This window comes from Agrilactobacillus composti DSM 18527 = JCM 14202 (genome assembly GCF_001436375.1).
Lineage (GTDB): Bacteria > Bacillota > Bacilli > Lactobacillales > Lactobacillaceae > Agrilactobacillus > Agrilactobacillus composti.
In genome coordinates, this window is record NZ_AZGA01000005.1 from 71421 (window position 1) to 88742 (window position 17322).

Here is a 17322-nt window from a genome sequence, read left to right on the forward strand (position 1 = left end):
AACGCTAACTGATACAGCCTGTTCATTTGGATAGGCTGTTTTTTTTCGCCAAAAATTAAGGGTAGTTGTCCCAAAAACAAAATATACAGTATTTTTAATATAAAAGACGATACCGCTTAAAATATTCACCTCAAGCACCATAAAGTGTTTAAAAATTCAATGAACTTCATAAATATGGTTGCTGTATCGGCATGTCAGCAAAAATCACAAGATATTATTTCTTTTGAAGCCGCCTAAAGTGAATTGTTGGCAAATATAGTTGGCTAGCCTAAGAATTTAAAATGTAAGCGTTAGACATTGGCCAGATTGCATGATTATATGTGATGTAAACTAACATATCGGTTTGACAGTAGTCTTTGAATCAATTAAGTTGTTAACAACGCCAGTAAGCCAAAGCTTACGACGTGATAGCCGGTTAAAATACAAAATTGTGAATTGGCTGCATATTTGTCTAAAACTAATTTGGATTGGTGGGGAGAGTACATGTATGAATCAAAGACAGTGAATGTATATGAACAATTGGCCCAACTATCAGAAGCCAAGCGCATTGAATTATTGACGCGTATCTTAGTTCGCATTCCCAGTGTGAATGGCACGGCAGGGGAAGTGGACATTGCGGAGGTCATCGAAGGTATTTTCCGGAGTTTTCCCATATTTCAAGTTCATCCCCAATGGGTGTGGACGCAAAAATTGCCTGGGGACGCCTTGGGGCGGGAGAATGTCTTTGCCTTCTTACCAAAGCCCGGCGCCCACGATACGGTCATTTACCATGCTCACTTTGATACAGTGGGGGTGGCGGATTTCGGCAGTCTCAAGACCGCTGCTTTTACCCCGGACGAACTGGCGACCTATTTTCAAAGTTATACCCAAGATGCCGACATTCAAAAAGATGCCCAATCTAAAGACTGGCTCTTTGGTCGGGGGGCTTTAGATATGAAGAGCGGGGATGCCGTCCATATAAATAACATCCTTTATTTCAGTGAACATCCTAAAGAACAGCAGGGGAATCTATTATTCATGGGCAATTGCGTGGAAGAAAATGATCACAGTGGGGTTATCAACGCCATTGGAGAGCTGATGCGCCTGAAGTTGAAATATCAGCTTAACTATACCGTAGCTATCAACACTGATTTTATTAGTCCTAAATTTGAAAATGATACTCAAAAATATATCTATTACGGCGCCGCCGGCAAAGTACTGACCTGTTTTTACATCAAGGGTGAAGAAACGCATGTAGGTAATACTTACGGGGGGATTGATTCAACGCTGGTGGCCAGTGCCATCAACTTACTGGTCAATAACAATCCCGACTTGGTAGAAGACATCCCCAATGAAGAGATTTTGCCATCTTCTTGTTTGATGCTACGGGATCAGAAAGACTTTTATAATGTGCAGACTGCTAAAACGACTTATATGTATTTTAATACTTTTACTTACCAGCGGCCGGCTTACCAAATCATGGCCCAGATGAAACAAGCAGTCCAAGAACGTTGTGATCAATTGACTGCGGACATGGACACCCTTGAAAAAAATTATCAGCGTGGCTTACAGGTACCCCTGACAAAGCAAACACGACACTTGGCAGTTTATACCTATCAAGAATATATTCAGCATTTAAATCGTCAGGGCGTAGCGACCTCAAAGCTGATCAAGGCTTTTGTTCATGAACATGGCGATATGGCTAAACGTCAAATTGGCTTTGAGTTGATCAATTATCTGGACCAAGCCGCCAATGATACAACACCTAAAGTGGTGCTATTCATCGCCCCACCATTTTGTCCCCATAATTATGTGGCCGAACACACGAAAATCTATCAGGATTTACAGACCATGACGGCACAATGTGCAACGACTGATCAATTTGTGCTGAAGAAATTCTTTCCATTTTTGTCAGACAGCAGTTATTTTGCTATCAGTGAATCTGAGGCCGAAATTCAGAAGTTAGCCTTGAATTTTCCCTTGATGGCCCAGCTTTACCCCTTGCCCTATCCCCAAATCAGAGCCCTAGCGATTCCGGCAGTGGATATTGGGGTTTATGGCAAAGGGGCCCACACCTGGAAGGAACGGGTCTATAAGCCTTACAGTTTTGGGGTATTGCCCAATTTGATTCGTAATTTTACCCAATTAACTTGGACCAAAGGAGTGTGATCGACTATGTTAGTGAAAAATGGCACGGGTATCTTAACCAGAGTATTGACTTGTCCACCCACGGATTTACGTTATGTGGCCCCAATCAATCAAATTTCCAATCAATATGCCAACCTACCGGTGGATCAGGCCAAAGTTATGGCGGAATATCAAGCCCTGTTAGCAGTGTATCAAGCTGAAGGAATCAGGGTTGAGGAATTGACCCCTGGGGATAATATGTCCAATTCAGTTTTTGCCCGGGATTTTGGCGGTTGTGTGAAAGAAGGCTATATCTTGGGGCGCTTTCGCAAACAAATTCGTTTCTCAGAAAGAAAGGCTTATGCCCAGAAAATGGCGGCATTGGGTATGCCTAAGCTCTTTGCCGTGGAAAAAGGTTATTTTGAAGGCGGCGATTTTGCTTTTTTAAATGAGGCTACCATCGCCATAGGAACACTGGATCGCACCGATCATCAAGGCTTTTTGGAAATTAAAGCTGGCTTAGCAGACTATGGCTACCAGGTTTTTGAAGTCCCCGCTAAATCGGCCTACTTGCATTTAGATATGTGTTTCAACTTAGTGGCCGACCACTTGGCGGTGGCCTATCTTCAAGGCTTGCCAAGTTCATTTAAACGCCTGTTACAGCAATTAGACATTGACGTTATCCCTGTGTCCGAAGCCGCTATTTTTAAACACGGCTGTAATTTACAAAGCCTTGGCGCCAAGCGGGTGATTTCTTTGGCCCAAAACACCCAGGTCAACCAAGCCTTGGCAGAACACGGCATGCAGGTGATCCCTGTGGCCATTACGGAATTACTGAAAGCTGGCGGTGGTCCCCACTGTATGACTTTTCCATTGCACCGCATTTAAGTTAATACTTTGTTGGGAAAAATAGGAGGTATTCAAATGACGAGACGTACAAAAGTAATGATTGCAGGTTTACTAGCTATTCTTTCAGCTGTCGTGCTGAGTTTTACTACCAGTACCTATACCAGTTACGCCGCGGATCAAAGCGTCCAAAAGATTAAAGACAGCAAGACCTTGGTGGTGGGGACGTCTGCGGACTATCCGCCTTTTGAATTTCCCATCATGAAAAATGGTAAAAGCCAAGTTGCCGGGTACGACATGTTAATTGCCCAAAAAATCGCTGATGATTTAGGGGTGAAGTTAAAGATTGTGAACACGGAATTTACATCTTTGATCCCGGAATTACAAGACGGCAAAATCGACTTGATTTTAGCGGGGATGGTGCCCACGCCGGAACGGGAAAAGGCTGTGGCTTTCTCTGATTCTTACTATGATGTTCAAAATGTATTGCTGGTGCAAAAAAAAGATATCGCCAAATATAAAACAGCGGCCGATGTGAAGGGCAAACAAATCGGCGTCCAGCAAAGTACCACCCAACAAGCTATCGCTAAGGCCCAATTAAGTGGTGCTCAGCTAGTAACTGAAGGGCGGTTTACCAGTTTGACCACGGAATTAAAACAAGGTGATCTAGCCGGGGTCGTGGCTGAAAATGCCATCGCCGCCAACTATACCAAGCAGTATCCTAAAATTTATGGGGTGGCCAAACTGAAACTGACCACACCTAAGCAAAATCGCACCATTAACATTGCCGGCCGCAAGGGGGATAAGGCCTTGATCAAACAAACCAACAAGACCTTAGCCAAGTTGCAGAAAAATGGCGATTTGAAGACCCTATTTACCCAGGCACAAAATACCCAGTTGAAATACGGCAAGTAACTTTGAAAGAAGGTCAGGACTATGTTTGATTTCTTAGGTCAATATTACCCGGTATTCATTCAAGGGGCCGCCCAGACAGTGGTCATCTCGCTGATCGGGATTTGTATCGGGATCTTATTAGGGTTAGTAGTGGTTGCGATGAATCTCTCCAAATTTAAACCATTTTCCTGGTTGGCGAAAACCTATATTGCCATCGTGCGGGGAACGCCAGCCATGATTCAAGTGATGCTGATTTATTATGTATTGTCCAAGGCCCTGCCCATTCCAGACATTCGTTTTTTGGGCTCATCGCTAGACCGGGTAATTCCTGGCTCTATTGCCCTAGGGGTGAACTCCGGGGCTTATACCGCTGAAATTTTCCGCTCGGGGATTATGTCCATTGCCGTGGGGCAAACAGAAGCCGGTATTTCCCTGGGATTAAGTGAAAACACCACCCTGTTTTCCGTGGTGATGCCCCAAGCTGTTCGCAATATTTTGCCAGCCATGGGCAATGAGTTCATTTCCCTGATCAAGGAATCCTCAGTTTTATTTTATATCGGGGTCCAAGAAGTGACCGCCCAAGCCTTAGGCGTTGGGGGCACGCTGTATAACTTCATTCCGCCTTTACTGGTGGCCGCAGCCATTTACTTCGTCCTCACTTTTGTATTATCGCAACTGTTGCAACTAGCTGAGAATCGCATGGGTCGCAAATATCTGGCTTTAAACTAAGGAGGGATGTCAATGTTGACGAATACTGAAAATATCATTGAAGTTCGGGGCTTGAAAAAAGCTTTTGATCAAAATATGGTGCTCAAGGACATCAATTTCGCCGTCAAGAAAGAAGAAAAAGTCGTCATTATTGGGCCCTCAGGTGGGGGTAAAAGTACGCTACTGCGCTGCCTCAATCACTTAGACGGGAACTACACTGGGGATGTTTTGTTCAAGGGGCAAAATTTAGGACAACTATCAAAAAAAGAATTGCAGTTGTGTCGCCGCAAAATGGGGATGGTCTTTCAACAGTTCAATTTATTTCCCCATAAAAGTGTGCTGGAGAATATCACCTTTGCCCCGGTTAAGCTAAAACTCATGTCTGAAGCTGAGGCCATTGCCAATGCCCATGATCTCTTAAAACAGGTTGGTCTTGATGAGAAGGCCAAGGCTTATCCTCAATCGCTTTCTGGGGGCCAACAACAGCGGGTGGCCATTGTCCGCTCTCTGGCCATGCAACCGGAGGTCATGTTATTTGATGAACCCACTTCTGCCTTAGATCCGGAAATGGTGGGAGAAGTGTTAGGCGTCATGGAACGCTTAGCTAAAACCGGAATGACCATGGTGATTGTCACCCACGAGATGGATTTCGCCCAACAAATCGCGGATAAAGTATTGTTCATGGATAATGGCCATGTGGCTGATATTGGTACCCCAGACTACTTATTTAATCATTCGAAAAATTTTCGCACCCGGACCTTTTTGGCTAAAGTCATGTAGGTTTAACAACAGGAGGCTTGTTAATGACATCATTATATGAACGTTCTTTAAAAGTTTTACCCCCAGTGGCCCAACGTGCCACTAAACTAGGTATTGTCAAGGGCAAGGGTGTGTATTTAACGGATGAATCCGGTGTAGATTACCTGGATTTTGCCGCCGGTGTTGGGGTGGTGAACTGCGGCCATAATCATCCCCAAGTGGTGGCCGCCGTTGAAGCTCAACTCCATGATCTGATCCATGGCGGCCATAACGTGGTGTATTACCCTTCGTATATTCGACTGGCGGAAAAAATAAGCCAACGTTTGGGTGGGGATTATAAGGTTTATTTTTCTAACAGTGGTGCTGAAGCTAATGAGGGCGCAGTCAAGTTAGCCATGCAAGTGACCCATCGTGATGGGGTCATTGCCTTTACCGGTTCCTTCCACGGCCGCACCATGCTGACCACGTCCATGACGGCTTCGGGGGCCATTTATCATGAGAACTACCAGGGGATGTTGCCGCCGGTGTACCACGTGGATTTCCCCGATATTTATAATACGGTCTTAACGGCGGACCAAGAAAGCGAGCGTTGTTTACAGCAGTTGCAGCAGCTTTTTAAAATCACGATTGCGGCTGATCAAGTGGCCTGTATTGTGGTGGAACCGGTACAAGGTGAAGGGGGGTATATCCCGGCACCAAAGATTTTTCTTGAAAAACTCCAAGCTATCTGCCGGGCCAATGGGATTTTATTGATTTTTGATGAGGTTCAAAGCGGCTATGGGCGCACCGGGACTTGGTTTGCCTTTGAACAATATGGGGTTATCCCGGATATCTTGACATCAGCGAAAGGGATTGCCAATGGCCTGCCGCTAAGTGCGGTGATAGCCAAAAGCGACTTGATGGATCAATGGACCCCCGGGACCCATGGGGGAACCTTTGGGGGCAATCCCCTAGCTTGTGCCGCCGGGTGCGCTGTGTTAGACATTATGGATGCCGACTTTTTGGCCCATGTGCGGCAAACGGGGACTTACTTTATGGCCAAGTTGGCAACATTGCAGGACCAACACCCCATGATCAAAGATGTCCGGGGCTTAGGGTTAATGATTGGCCTGCAGTTTAAGGATTATGGCGGACTGTTGGCACCAGAACTAGTGGCTAAAGTCGTTGCCAAAGCCTTGGCTCATCATCTGATTTTATTGACTTGTGGTGTTTCCCACGAAGTGATCCGGTTTATCCCACCGTTAGTAGTCACTGAAGCTGAAATTGATCAAGCCTACGGGATTTTGGCCACCAGCTTGGCTGAGGTTCAGGCAGAAATGGCGGTGGACAATGGCATATCAAGTCGTTAATCCTTATACCGAGAAGATTATCCAGACCTATCCCTTGGCCAGCGCGGCGGAAGTGGCTGACAAATTAGATGTGGCCGCCGACTTTTATAATCGTCAAAAGCAAGTCCCAGTTGAGGAACGGGCGGCCCAATTACAATTGGTTGCCGAGAGTTTGTTGGCCAATAGCGCTGAACTGGCGCAAACCGCGACTTTAAATATGGGCAAGCTGTCAAAAGAAGCCAGGGGTGAGATCAAACTTTGCGCTAAACTAGCCCAGTATTATGCCAGTACCGGCGCCAGTTTATTAGAACCTAAACCCTACATTTATGGCGGCAGCCGGCAAGCCTTGTTACAACAAGATGCCATTGGCATTGTGTTGAGCATTGAGCCTTGGAATTTTCCTTATTCCCAGGTCATGCGGGTGTTCGCCCCTAATTTTTTGGTGGGAAATCCGGTGGTGCTAAAGCATGCCAGTATTGTAGCCGGGTGCGCAGCCCACTTTGAAAAGGTGTTGTTGCAAGCTGGCATTGAACCCGGGGCCTTTCAGAATTTATTTGTAAGTTATGATCAAATCGCAACTATTTTGGCGGATAAGCGGGTCCAAGGTGTGGCGCTAACTGGGTCTGAGGCAGCGGGGCGGCAAATTGCCGCTTTAGCTGGCCAGAATTTGGTGAAATCCACCATGGAACTGGGGGGGAATGATGTTTTTGCGGTGTTAAACGATGCTGATATTGATTTAGCCGTGCAAGACGCCGCCGCTGCCCGGTTACGCAACGCCGGGCAAGTGTGTACGTCGGCCAAACGCTATATTGTCCAACAAGACGTGGCGGCGGACTTTATCGCAGGTATTCAGGCGACCTTCCAAAACCAAGTGTTGGGTGATCCCATGGCGGCCACCACTACATTGGCGCCCTTAGCGTCAAAGGGGGCCAGTGACCAACTGCAACAGCAGCTGGACCAGGCCTTAGCCCATGGCGCCACGGCGTTAGTGGCCGGGGGTCAGGTAGCTGGGATGGGGAACTTCTTTGCCCCCGCCATTTTGACCGATATTACCCCGGATAATCCGGCCTTTTATCAAGAATTCTTTGGTCCCGTGGCTCAGGTTTATGTGGTGCCCGATGACCAGGCCTTGATCAAGTTGGCCAATGATTCTAATTTTGGTTTGGCTGGGGCCGTTTATTCAAAGGACACCACCCATGCTCATGAAGTGGCTTCTCAATTAGAAACAGGGCAGGTCTTCATCAATCAACCATCTGGCGCCTACCCAGAATTGCCCTTTGGCGGGGTTAAGAATTCCGGTTATGGCCGGGAAATGAGCGATTTAGGATTATATGAATTCACCAATCAAAAAATTGTGGTTTTTAAATAAAAAAGGTGGTGCAGCGCATGGCAATCACAGTATATAGTGTTCGAGATGATGAAGTTGCTTACTTTCAGCAATGGCAACAAGCCCATCCCGAAGAACAAGTTCAACTGATTAAAGTTGATTTGACAGTCGAAACGGCCACCTTGGCCGCTGGCAGTCACAGCGTGATTTTATTACAAACCAAGCCCGTGGACGTGACTATCATTCAGGTCTTGGCGCAATTACAAGTGGCTAACCTGATCGTGCGGGCCGTTGGCGTTGACAACATTGACGCTAAGGCAATCACCCAATTTGGCATGCAGTTGGCCAACGTCCCCAGCTATTCCCCCAGATCCGTGGCGGAGTTTACGGTTTTACAGTTGCTGCAATTATTGCGGCAATCCTTCCGGTTCAATATTGCTTTTAAAAAGGGCGATTTTCGCTGGACGCCATTTTTAGGGGAGGAATTGGTTGGTAAAACAGTGGGGGTCATTGGCACCGGGCGCATCGGCGCAGCAGTGATTGCCATTTTAAAGGGGTTTGATGTGCATATTTTAGCCTACAGTCATCACCATAATCTGGCGGCACAAGGTGTGCAGTATGTTGACCAGTTACCTGAATTGTATCGCCGGTGCGATGTGCTCACCTTGCATATTCCTGGTAATGCAGAGAATACCCGGCTGATTGATGGGGCGGCTTTTCAAGCCATGAAACCGGGGATGATTTTATTAAATATGGCCCGGGGTTCCGTGGTGGACACCCAAGCCCTATTAGCTGCCATGGATCAACATATCATCCTGGCTACTTATGACAATGAAGCACCATACTTTGGCCAAGATTACAGCCAGCGCAAAATTGATGATTTATATCTACGAGCCCTGATGCAGCGGGATGATGTCTTGCTGGCGCCCCATATGGCGTTTTATACCAAACCAGCTGTTGAAAATATGGTAAATCAAGCTTTGGATAAGAGTTTAGCGTTTCTCCAAAATACCCCAACACTTGAGGTGCATTAAGTTGCTATTCAAGCTGGGTAAACAAAAAGGCATTCGAAGTCAATCGAATGCTTTTTATGTGGTCTTAATTAGCAACAGGCTTACTCAAAGAATGGTTTGCCACACCAGCACACCACCTAGGCCCACCACGGAAACGATGGTGGTGATAACTGACCAGGTTTTAATGGTTTGACCAATACTTAGGTTGTAATATTCCTTATAAATCCAAAAGCCTGCATCATTTACGTGGGAAAAGGTGATACTGCCCGCCCCAATTGCCAAGACCATTAACTCAGGGCTAATGTGATCCAAAGCAATTAGCGGACCCACGATACCCGCGGCGGTCATGCCGGCAACGGTGGCGGAGCCTAGCGATAGTCTTAGGGCAGCTGCTAATAACCAGGCCAATAGAATTGGGGATAAGTGGGTTTGACTCATTAAATCTGCAATGTATTTATCCACATGACTATCCACAAGTACCTGTTTGAAACCCCCGCCACCCCCGATGATCAGTAAGATCATGGCAATGGAACTGATAGACTGGGCAATTGAATCCATCACAGATTTGATACTTTTACCCCGATTTAGGCTAAAGGTAAAGATGGCTACCAAGACGGAAATCAACAGGGCAATAGCAGGATTCCCGATGAATTTTAACAGGAACATCAAATTAGACTTGGGAAAGACAATTTCAAAGAAGGCATAGATGGACATCAATAACACCGGAATAATGGCTGTAAAGATACTAATGCCGAAGCTGGGCATTTCGTCATCTTTAAAGTGGGTGGGCTTAAATAAGGCTTCAGGAATTTCAGTGTTCAAAGAATCCCTTGGTAATAGGCGGGCATAGTAAATCCCACCAATGACAATCGCCGGGATGGCAATGGTAATGCCAATTAACATGGTGATGCCTAAATTCGCTTGAAAAATATGGGCAATGGCCACTGGTCCGGGATGGGGTGGCACGAGGCCATGCATGGTAATTAAAGCAGCGGTGACTGGAATCCCGATATATAAGATGGGCACACCAGCTTCCAGGGCAATTGAGAAAACTAAGGGAATCAAAATCACAAAACCAGTTTCGTAAAACATGGCTAAGCCCACAATGAAGGCCGTTAAAAGAGCGGCCCACTGGATGTGTTTTTTGCCAAATCCAGCCACTAAGGTTTCAGCGATTCGTTGGGCGGCCCCGGAATCTGCCAGTAATTTTCCCAACATTGCCCCAAAGCCCAAGACCAGGGCCAAGGAACCTAGGGTTGAGCCCAGACCCTTTTCCACGGAGGCAATGGCTTGATCTAAACTCATCCCCTCGGCTACCCCCACGAATAAAGCGGTGATGATCAAGGCCAGGAAGGCGTTGATCTTTAAGACGACCATCAGCAGCAGTAATAAGAGTACGCCGACGATAATGATAAATACGGGCACGACTATTCACTCCTGACTACGAAAGTTGGGCGACAACTTTTTTGAGGGTATCTTTATCACCAACATTGCCTGGGAAGATGACGTAAGCAATGTTTGGAAATTTCGTTTCTGGTCCTGTCAGCCAAACGGGAATCCCTGGCTGGACTTGACCAGCCACTTCGGCCCGCTTGATGCCTAGCCCCTTGGTGGCCACATCACTGGAGGTAATGCCACCTTTGGCGATAATAAAGCTAGGTTTGACCTGGAGCTGTTCAACGATTTGAGTCACGTAATTGGAGATTTTCACGGAGAGCTGTAATTCTTCTTCTTGGCGACCCGGGCCTAAGTCTAAACGTTTACGATTGGTGTAAACCACCACATTGTGGCCGGCTTTCAGATTTTTTTCGGTGAAATCTAAGACCCGCTGGAATTCGGTTTGCATCTTAGCCGGGTCAACCACCAAGTTTGTATCAAATTGAATACTGATTAAATTCGGTAGTTCCTGCAGACTCTTGAGCTGGTCCGTTGTTTTTTGCACATGGGAGCCCACAATAATTAGGCCGCCGTTTGTGACCGTTGTATCGGTGATATCTTGCCGGGTCAGCAGGGGTTTATCGGGAATCCCACCCACCAATTTGGTGAAAGCGGCCGCGGTACGGAACATAAAGTTTTTCCCCTGGTTCATGGCTGTTACAATGGCGGCTACCGCGACTTTGGCATCCCCGTAGCTGGCGGCGTTGACAATGACTTTATTGAAATCCGTCACAGTCATCAGATTAGTCGTAATTTTAGCCACATCTAATTGACGTTCCTCGGGGATGGTAATGCTTTGAACGGCCTTGGCCGGGTAGGCCCCTTTTGTTTTCTCTTCAACCCACTTTTTTAAATTAGAGTTGTGATAGCCAAAGGTCCGGTCCTGGGCAAATTCCGTTTCTCCCGCGGGTATCAATTGATTGCCATCGGCCACATAGTGGATATCATTGATGGTATAACGGCCGCCCTCTAAAAAGAAGGGCATGATAATTTCTCCATCATAGTGTTTGTTAGTATGGGCCTCCAGCTCATTTTTTAAAGTCAAGGTTTCCGTAGGGTAATGGCCCCGGAGCGTAGAATCACTGCGACTGACGATGATGAAGTCGGTGGCTTTTTCCTGGCTCACTTGGGCGATATTTTGGGCAATCGTTTTGTGTAATGCAATCGTATCAGCCGTAGTTAAGCTGCGGGAATTTGTGAGAATATAAAACATTTGTTGGGTTTCGTCAAAGGCCTGGCGCAGGGCGGCCACATCCCAAGTGGTATAAACCGAAATGCCAAAAACAGTCTGGGTGCCGGTGGGATCATCATCTAAGACAATGATTTTCTTGTTGAAATCCTTTAAAGCTGTTTGCAGCAGTTTATCAGCACCGGCCGTATCTGCTTGGGGCAAGCTAGCTAACAAGTCATTTTTAGAAATAGCTACCATTTATTTCGCCCCCGGTTTTCTGCTCACGGTCACATTAGCCAGATTTTCAAAATATTTGACGATGGCGCCGTGATCTTCATTAATATGGCCATTGGCAGATAAGGTGTGAAATATCTCTAACAAGCTACTGGATAGGGGCATGGGGACATCCAGATCGTGGGCGGTTGCCATCACGTTGGTCAAGTCCTTCATGTTGATGCTGATTTTACCCCCGGGTTCAAAATTCCGGTCCAAAATTAACGGTACTTTGGCATCTAAAACATTACTGCCAGCTAAGCCGGAGCGGATGGCTTGGTACATTTTATCGATATCAATGCCCGATTTGGCGGCTAAGACTAGGGCCTCAGACATGGCGGCGATATTTAAATTAACCATAACCTGGTTGGCCAATTTAGCGGTGGTTCCAGCACCGATGCCACCGACTAAGGTTGTGGTACCGCCAATGGCGTCAAAGATGGGTTTGGCCTGGGCAAAGACAGCTTCATCCCCGCCAACCATGATGGCTAACTCGCCAGAAATTGCGCCAGGTTCACCACCGCTTACCGGCGCATCTAGGAAATTGATCTGTTTTTCTTCTAATCTAGCCCCAATATTTCTAGAAGCTACTGGGGTGATGGAGCTTTCATCAATGACTGTACTGCCGGCTGGTAAGCTATGAATTAAGCCGTCATGTCCAAAAATTGCGTCCTCAACGATGCTAGTGTTAGGTAACATGGTGATGACCCACTGGGTGCGCTCCCCAACTTTTTGGGCGGAATCTACAATCGTCACCCCGCTGGCCTTGGCCTTTTCAATGGCATGGACGGAAACATCATAACCAAAAACTTCAAAGCCAGCTTTCACTAGATTCGCCGCCATGGGAGCACCCATAATGCCTAAGCCAATAATACCTACTTGTTTCATGATAAAACCTCCCGTATTTTTTAAATGTCCAAGAATTGTTAAACAGGTCATACTTAAAACTATCAACATTATCGATGTTATACCTAATTTGAAAGCGCTGTCAATTCAATTTAAGAATATTCGAGATTATTAAAATAGCTATAAAAATATTTTGATTATATGTAATTTTAGTATGCTAATATATTAATGAATTGCTTTTGACTATTTTTGAAGGTTATTTGCTGAATTTGAATCCTACGTACCACAAAAAAGCCTCACTATTCTTAAACATAGCTGTCTAAGAATAGTGAGACTTTTGGGAGTGGTCTATTTTAGAAAATAAAACTATCACGGACACCAAGTGAATGGTGCCTTTTAATGCTAGTAATTACTTACTAGGCACACCGGCAACGGTTTTGAACACATCGGCTAAGGACATGCGATAATCGGCAAACTTTTTATTTAAGATCAATTGCCGGAAGTCTTCAATGGACATTTTCCGGGTTTCTTTACTAGGTAGTTCGCCAATGACTTCACCAGCAGTTGCGGTGATCCCGGTGGTCAGGTTGATGATCAAGCCATCTCGGCTATCCAGGCGAACGGTGTAATATTCGTAGTAATACGGGGTATCATAGGCACCGGTCAATTCTTTATGGGTCATAAAGTAGCTGGTTATGAAATCATTAAAAGCCGCTTTTGAGCGTAGGGCCTCAGTCCAACTTGTTTTTTCAGATAACATCAGTGTAACTTCCTTTCTGAAAACAACAGTGACAACAGCTAAAATTGTTCCTTAAGTTATCTTTCAACTCCTAGTCTACATCGATTTTAGTATAAATCAAGTAAAAACAGTGAAATGAAAACGTTTATATAACAGTATTTTTACTTAAACCGGGAAAACTTTGGCGGCCAAGGGTTTGCCGACGGCATATATTTTATTTTCAGAAAGTAGTTCGTATCACGGTCATCAAAAAAGCAGTATTCCTCAAGAATACTGCCAAAGCACTTGCATAAAGTTGAATACCTATTTTTTATTTTTATTGACGCCTTTACCCGGGGCCTCATCGTCAGCTAGGTTGGCGGGGTAAGGATTAAGCTTAAAGGCTTCATCGGCCCGGGGGCTACTGGCGTTCACGGGCCCAAAGGCTTTGTGCAAGGTTACGGTGCCCCAGGCTGGGACGGTGACGTGCTGCCAAGTCAAGGCTTGACCATTGACGGTGACCGCAGCTTCTAGGGGTTGGTCCGTGGGGTTATAGAGATGGGCGGTAATCCCGCCATCCGGGGCTAGGAAGGCCACGGAGCCCAAGCCGCCGGTATAACCATCTTGGGTATAACTGCTGGAGCCGATGACCGTTGAGCCCGGGACCACATCTTGGCCAAAGTTACGCAACATATAATATTCCAGATTCCGTTGGACTTTACCAGTGGTGTGATCAATGGTGACCACGCCCCGACGACCGGTGGAACCCACCATATTCGGTAGGCCCCGTTCGTCCAAGGCCATATTCCACAAGTTGATCATGCTTAAGCCCTGGCGCACCAGCCAATTGCCAATTAATCCAAACATAATATGGGAGGCATCTTCGGGGGTCTCTTCAATCATGCACCGCCGTTCAGTCATGGCCAAATCCCAATGAGGGAAGGAACGACTGCCCTTAAACAAATTGGTATAAGGCCCATCATAGGTGTGAAAGGCAAAGCCATCAAAGGCGCTGGCTTGTTCCGGAGTGACGTATTTACTCAGGGGTTCGGTCAACACGTTTAAGCTGCCATCCCAGAAATAAATTTTTGTATTGGGAAAAGTCTTATCTAAGGCTGGCCGTAAATAGGTGTAGCCAAAGTCGGCTAATTCCGGTAATTTCCAAATCATGGCCGGCCAAGCGGCGGCGTTAGAGGGTTCATTTTGAATGGTAATGGCATAAATTGGAATACCCAGTTTTTTGTAAGCTTCAAGATAGTGGATAAAATATTGGGCATAGACACTTTCAAAGGTATCTTTAAATTGGTCATACCCATTGCCGGTATATTCCCCAAAACGCAGGTGGCCACCCATCTTTAACTCACCGGTATTTTTCATCCAAGCGGGGGCGGACCAAGGGGAAGCCATGATTTTAACCGCAGGGTTGATCTTCAAGATTTCTTGCACCACGGGGACGATGTACTTTAAATCCTTAGTGGCGTCCGGGGCCCCAGGGGTGCCAGTGCCAATTGAAAACTTAGCTAAACTGGCATCATGTTCCCCAAAAGGCACGTCATCATAACTGTAATAAGGCTGGCTGGCGGGTTCACAGGAACCTAAGGGAATACGAATCGTGGCGAAGTTACCTTCCTTGGGGTCGAATAACTCGTGCAAGAGGGCATTCCGTTGTGCTTTACTTTGTTGCCAAATCAACGATGCGGCGGCATCCGTAATGGCCGCTCCAGCCCCGATCCAATTTTGATGTTTATCAGCCGGGTCAATGACGATTTTAGCGGCATCACCCGGTGTGGCTTCTGGGGTGGGTGTGGTTAGATGGGCCCGCTTTTGCGACAGGTCACCTGCAGTGACGGTCCAAAATTCAGTGGGGAATAAACTATTGTCTGTGGTATTTACCACAATGATCATCCTTTCGATATTAATTTAACATCATTTAATTTTGAGGATACGAGTTTGAACGTTTAACGCACCCGCTTGATGGCGGAAATGGCAACCCCACCAACGACTTCCATGGCAATGGCAAAGATAAAGATAGCTTGGTAACCCATGCTGGCAACAATGGCCGAAGCCACCATGGCACCCAGCATTTGACCAAGGGTATTGGACAAGTTGATCAAGCCTAAGTCTTTGCCGGCAGTATCAGCGGATGGTAAAACATCCATATTCAAAGCGCCATCAACAGAGTTATACAAGCCATTCCCAAAGGCAGCTACAAAGGCGTAAGCGAACATTGCCCAAGGTTTTTGGACAAACAGTGGGAATAATGCAGCGGCACCTAAGGCAAAGGTGGCCAAAACAACTGGGCCTTTGACTCGTTTCATTTTATCGGCCAGGGGACCGCCAACTAAGGCAAAGAAGACCCCGATGACTAACATGATCATGGAGAAGATGGAAATGGAAACCCCGGCATCTTTGGTTTTCTGGCCGATGTAATCGGTAAAAATAAAGAGTTGGAAGGTGGTGACAATGGTTGAGCCCACAACCATAAAGAACTTCCCGGATAGGGCTAGATAAAAGTCCCGGGCGTCATGGGTTGGGAAGAAGAAGTATTTTTTAAAGGTACTTTTATCCATGGGGACTTTAGGTTCGTCCAAATTGGACTTTTCTTTAATCAGGGCCTCATGGACAAAGGCTAAGACAACCGTAATGGTCGCCATGGTGTAAATCCCAAATTTAATATTGCCTAAAAATTGTGCGGCCAAGAGGGCAAAACCTTGTTGGGCAATGGTGAAGCCAACGCCGTAAAAGGTTGAAACAGTCCCCCGCCACTTAGGCGCGACCCGATCCGAAATTTGCGGATAAATAGCGGCAGCAATGGCGTTTTCCGCCGCGGCAGCGATGATCCAAACAAAAATCACCGCCACAACAGATTTCAAATTGGCAATGATCACCAAAGAGATAGCGATTACAATTGTGCCTAAAACAATGTAAGGTTTTCTTTTACCAAATCTAGTGCGTGTCACGTCAGACAGGGCCCCAAATAAAAGATTGGAAACCGCCCCAGTGATGGAAGCTACGGTGGCTAAGATCCCCACGGCCCAGACTTTATGTACGGGATCGATTTGGGCGAATAATTGGGGAATTAAGACACTTCGCGTTGACCCAATGGGACCATACCAACATAATGGTGCGATGGACATGGCAAAGGCCACCGCCCAAGGTAATTTAGGTTGTTGTGAATCTTTCACGTTGGCGTTGGTAATATCGCCAACTGCTGTTTTAACAACCTTTTGATCGTGTTTCTTATTGCTATCATCAGACATTTTCAAACCCACTCCTTACTAAAATTGACAGTTACCCAAAGTTAATGCTTTTTAGATAATGTAAATGTTTGTGGTTATGATCCCTCCTCAAAGTAAACAGATCCCTATGGTTATATGGTTTAAAATTCTTGAATAAGAAAAATTAGTAAAAATAAAAAATATATTGAAAATAATAAGCGCTTGCACAACTGATATATCACTATGATAAGGCTGTAATTTAGAAAAATAAATCTATACTTTACTAAAAATGTATAGCCACTACGATAATATGGGCCTTAAATAATAGCTATATTGATTTTGAAATTATCAGAATGTTATTTAATATTTGCTCGTTGGCTGCATCAGCTAAGGTGGACGACAAGCTCAGTTGGTGGTTGGAAATTGGGGCGCAGGAAGTGGCCGATTGGCACTTAAACTGATATATCAGTTGTCCAAGCGAAAGCCTAACCCGTTGAGTTTGTGAAATGCTAGACTACTTTTAACACGCTGTCCGTCAGTTACCGAATAAGTTGATTTTTAAGGCGTTATTTATAAATCTATATAAATATTTTAATTATCATCATTATTTTTAGCTAAATTTATTTGTTAGCAAGGTCAGTGATCGATGAAGTGGCATTTAGCATTAATTGCTTAATA

At 45.8% G+C, this 17322-nt stretch carries 14 protein-coding genes; 8 read left to right on the plus strand and 6 right to left on the minus strand.

Translation table 11 applies throughout. The annotated features are described in order from the left end of the window. Positions 1 to 483: 483 nt before the first annotated feature. The 8 genes from FC83_RS02290 to FC83_RS02325 are packed head-to-tail and all read left to right on the plus strand — an operon-like array spanning position 484 to position 9002. Positions 484 to 2148: a zinc-binding metallopeptidase family protein gene (locus FC83_RS02290; RefSeq protein ID WP_057002336.1), complete on the plus strand. Its 1665-nt coding sequence runs from the start codon at positions 484 to 486 to the stop codon at positions 2146 to 2148. Between the two features lie 6 nt (positions 2149 to 2154). After that, positions 2155 to 2994, plus strand: a complete 840-nt coding sequence (locus FC83_RS02295) for a dimethylarginine dimethylaminohydrolase family protein (protein WP_057002337.1) — start codon at positions 2155 to 2157, stop codon at positions 2992 to 2994. A 36-nt stretch (positions 2995 to 3030) separates the two neighbouring features. After that, positions 3031 to 3867 carry a transporter substrate-binding domain-containing protein gene (locus FC83_RS02300; RefSeq protein ID WP_035452919.1) on the plus strand — a complete coding sequence of 279 codons (837 nt, stop codon included), beginning with the start codon at positions 3031 to 3033 and terminating at the stop codon, positions 3865 to 3867. A gap of 21 nt (positions 3868 to 3888) precedes the next feature. Further along, on the plus strand, positions 3889 to 4575 hold the full coding sequence (locus FC83_RS02305) for an amino acid ABC transporter permease (protein ID WP_057002338.1): 687 nt from the start codon (positions 3889 to 3891) through the stop codon (positions 4573 to 4575). 12 nt (positions 4576 to 4587) lie between these two features. Beyond that, positions 4588 to 5334: an amino acid ABC transporter ATP-binding protein gene (locus FC83_RS02310; RefSeq protein WP_035452920.1), complete on the plus strand. Its 747-nt coding sequence runs from the start codon at positions 4588 to 4590 to the stop codon at positions 5332 to 5334. A 23-nt stretch (positions 5335 to 5357) separates the two neighbouring features. Then, complete coding sequence (locus FC83_RS02315; RefSeq protein ID WP_035452922.1) at positions 5358 to 6662, plus strand: aspartate aminotransferase family protein; 1305 nt, start codon at positions 5358 to 5360, stop codon at positions 6660 to 6662. Further along, entirely contained in the window at positions 6643 to 8010 is a 1368-nt protein-coding gene (locus tag FC83_RS02320; protein WP_057002339.1) for an aldehyde dehydrogenase family protein, read from the plus strand. Before FC83_RS02315 ends, FC83_RS02320 begins: the two co-directional genes overlap by 20 nt. 17 nt (positions 8011 to 8027) lie before the next feature. After that, positions 8028 to 9002 carry an NAD(P)-dependent oxidoreductase gene (locus tag FC83_RS02325; RefSeq protein ID WP_057002340.1) on the plus strand — a complete coding sequence of 325 codons (975 nt, stop codon included), beginning with the start codon at positions 8028 to 8030 and terminating at the stop codon, positions 9000 to 9002. Between the two features lie 84 nt (positions 9003 to 9086). Here FC83_RS02325 and FC83_RS02330 read toward each other — a convergent pair whose 3' ends face one another. The 6 genes from FC83_RS02330 to FC83_RS02355 all read right to left on the minus strand — a co-directional run bounded on the left by FC83_RS02330 (position 9087) and on the right by FC83_RS02355 (position 16686). After that, positions 9087 to 10406, minus strand: a complete 1320-nt coding sequence (locus tag FC83_RS02330) for a gluconate:H+ symporter (RefSeq protein ID WP_057002341.1) — start codon at positions 10404 to 10406, stop codon at positions 9087 to 9089. Positions 10407 to 10422: 16 nt separating this feature from the next. Then, on the minus strand, positions 10423 to 11847 hold the full coding sequence (locus FC83_RS02335; protein ID WP_057002342.1) for a four-carbon acid sugar kinase family protein: 1425 nt from the start codon (positions 11845 to 11847) through the stop codon (positions 10423 to 10425). Then, positions 11848 to 12750, minus strand: a complete 903-nt coding sequence (gene garR, locus FC83_RS02340) for a 2-hydroxy-3-oxopropionate reductase (protein WP_200868857.1) — start codon at positions 12748 to 12750, stop codon at positions 11848 to 11850. A gap of 367 nt (positions 12751 to 13117) precedes the next feature. Then, a complete protein-coding gene (locus FC83_RS02345; RefSeq protein ID WP_035452924.1) occupies positions 13118 to 13468 on the minus strand; it encodes a hypothetical protein in 351 nt (116 codons plus the stop codon). A 282-nt stretch (positions 13469 to 13750) separates the two neighbouring features. Continuing rightward, entirely contained in the window at positions 13751 to 15322 is a 1572-nt protein-coding gene (locus tag FC83_RS02350; protein WP_420805615.1) for a glycoside hydrolase family 30 protein, read from the minus strand. Positions 15323 to 15384: 62 nt separating this feature from the next. Beyond that, on the minus strand, positions 15385 to 16686 hold the full coding sequence (locus FC83_RS02355; protein WP_057002344.1) for an MFS transporter: 1302 nt from the start codon (positions 16684 to 16686) through the stop codon (positions 15385 to 15387). Positions 16687 to 17322: the final 636 nt, after the last annotated feature.

What these genes read in the sequence shown, in the direction of transcription:
- FC83_RS02295 (WP_057002337.1), top strand. Translation starts at nt 2,155, where the DNA reads ATGTTAGTGAAAAATGGCACGGGTATCTTAACCAGAGTATTGACTTGT.
- FC83_RS02300 (WP_035452919.1), top strand. Translation starts at nt 3,031, where the DNA reads ATGACGAGACGTACAAAAGTAATGATTGCAGGTTTACTAGCTATTCTT.
- FC83_RS02320 (WP_057002339.1), top strand. Translation starts at nt 6,643, where the DNA reads ATGGCATATCAAGTCGTTAATCCTTATACCGAGAAGATTATCCAGACC.
- FC83_RS02345 (WP_035452924.1), bottom strand. Translation starts at nt 13,468, where the DNA reads ATGTTATCTGAAAAAACAAGTTGGACTGAGGCCCTACGCTCAAAAGCG.
- FC83_RS02335 (WP_057002342.1), bottom strand. Translation starts at nt 11,847, where the DNA reads ATGGTAGCTATTTCTAAAAATGACTTGTTAGCTAGCTTGCCCCAAGCA.
- FC83_RS02290 (WP_057002336.1), top strand. Translation starts at nt 484, where the DNA reads ATGTATGAATCAAAGACAGTGAATGTATATGAACAATTGGCCCAACTA.
- FC83_RS02310 (WP_035452920.1), top strand. Translation starts at nt 4,588, where the DNA reads ATGTTGACGAATACTGAAAATATCATTGAAGTTCGGGGCTTGAAAAAA.
- FC83_RS02325 (WP_057002340.1), top strand. Translation starts at nt 8,028, where the DNA reads ATGGCAATCACAGTATATAGTGTTCGAGATGATGAAGTTGCTTACTTT.
- FC83_RS02315 (WP_035452922.1), top strand. Translation starts at nt 5,358, where the DNA reads ATGACATCATTATATGAACGTTCTTTAAAAGTTTTACCCCCAGTGGCC.
- FC83_RS02305 (WP_057002338.1), top strand. Translation starts at nt 3,889, where the DNA reads ATGTTTGATTTCTTAGGTCAATATTACCCGGTATTCATTCAAGGGGCC.
- FC83_RS02355 (WP_057002344.1), bottom strand. Translation starts at nt 16,686, where the DNA reads ATGTCTGATGATAGCAATAAGAAACACGATCAAAAGGTTGTTAAAACA.
- garR (WP_200868857.1), bottom strand. Translation starts at nt 12,750, where the DNA reads ATGAAACAAGTAGGTATTATTGGCTTAGGCATTATGGGTGCTCCCATG.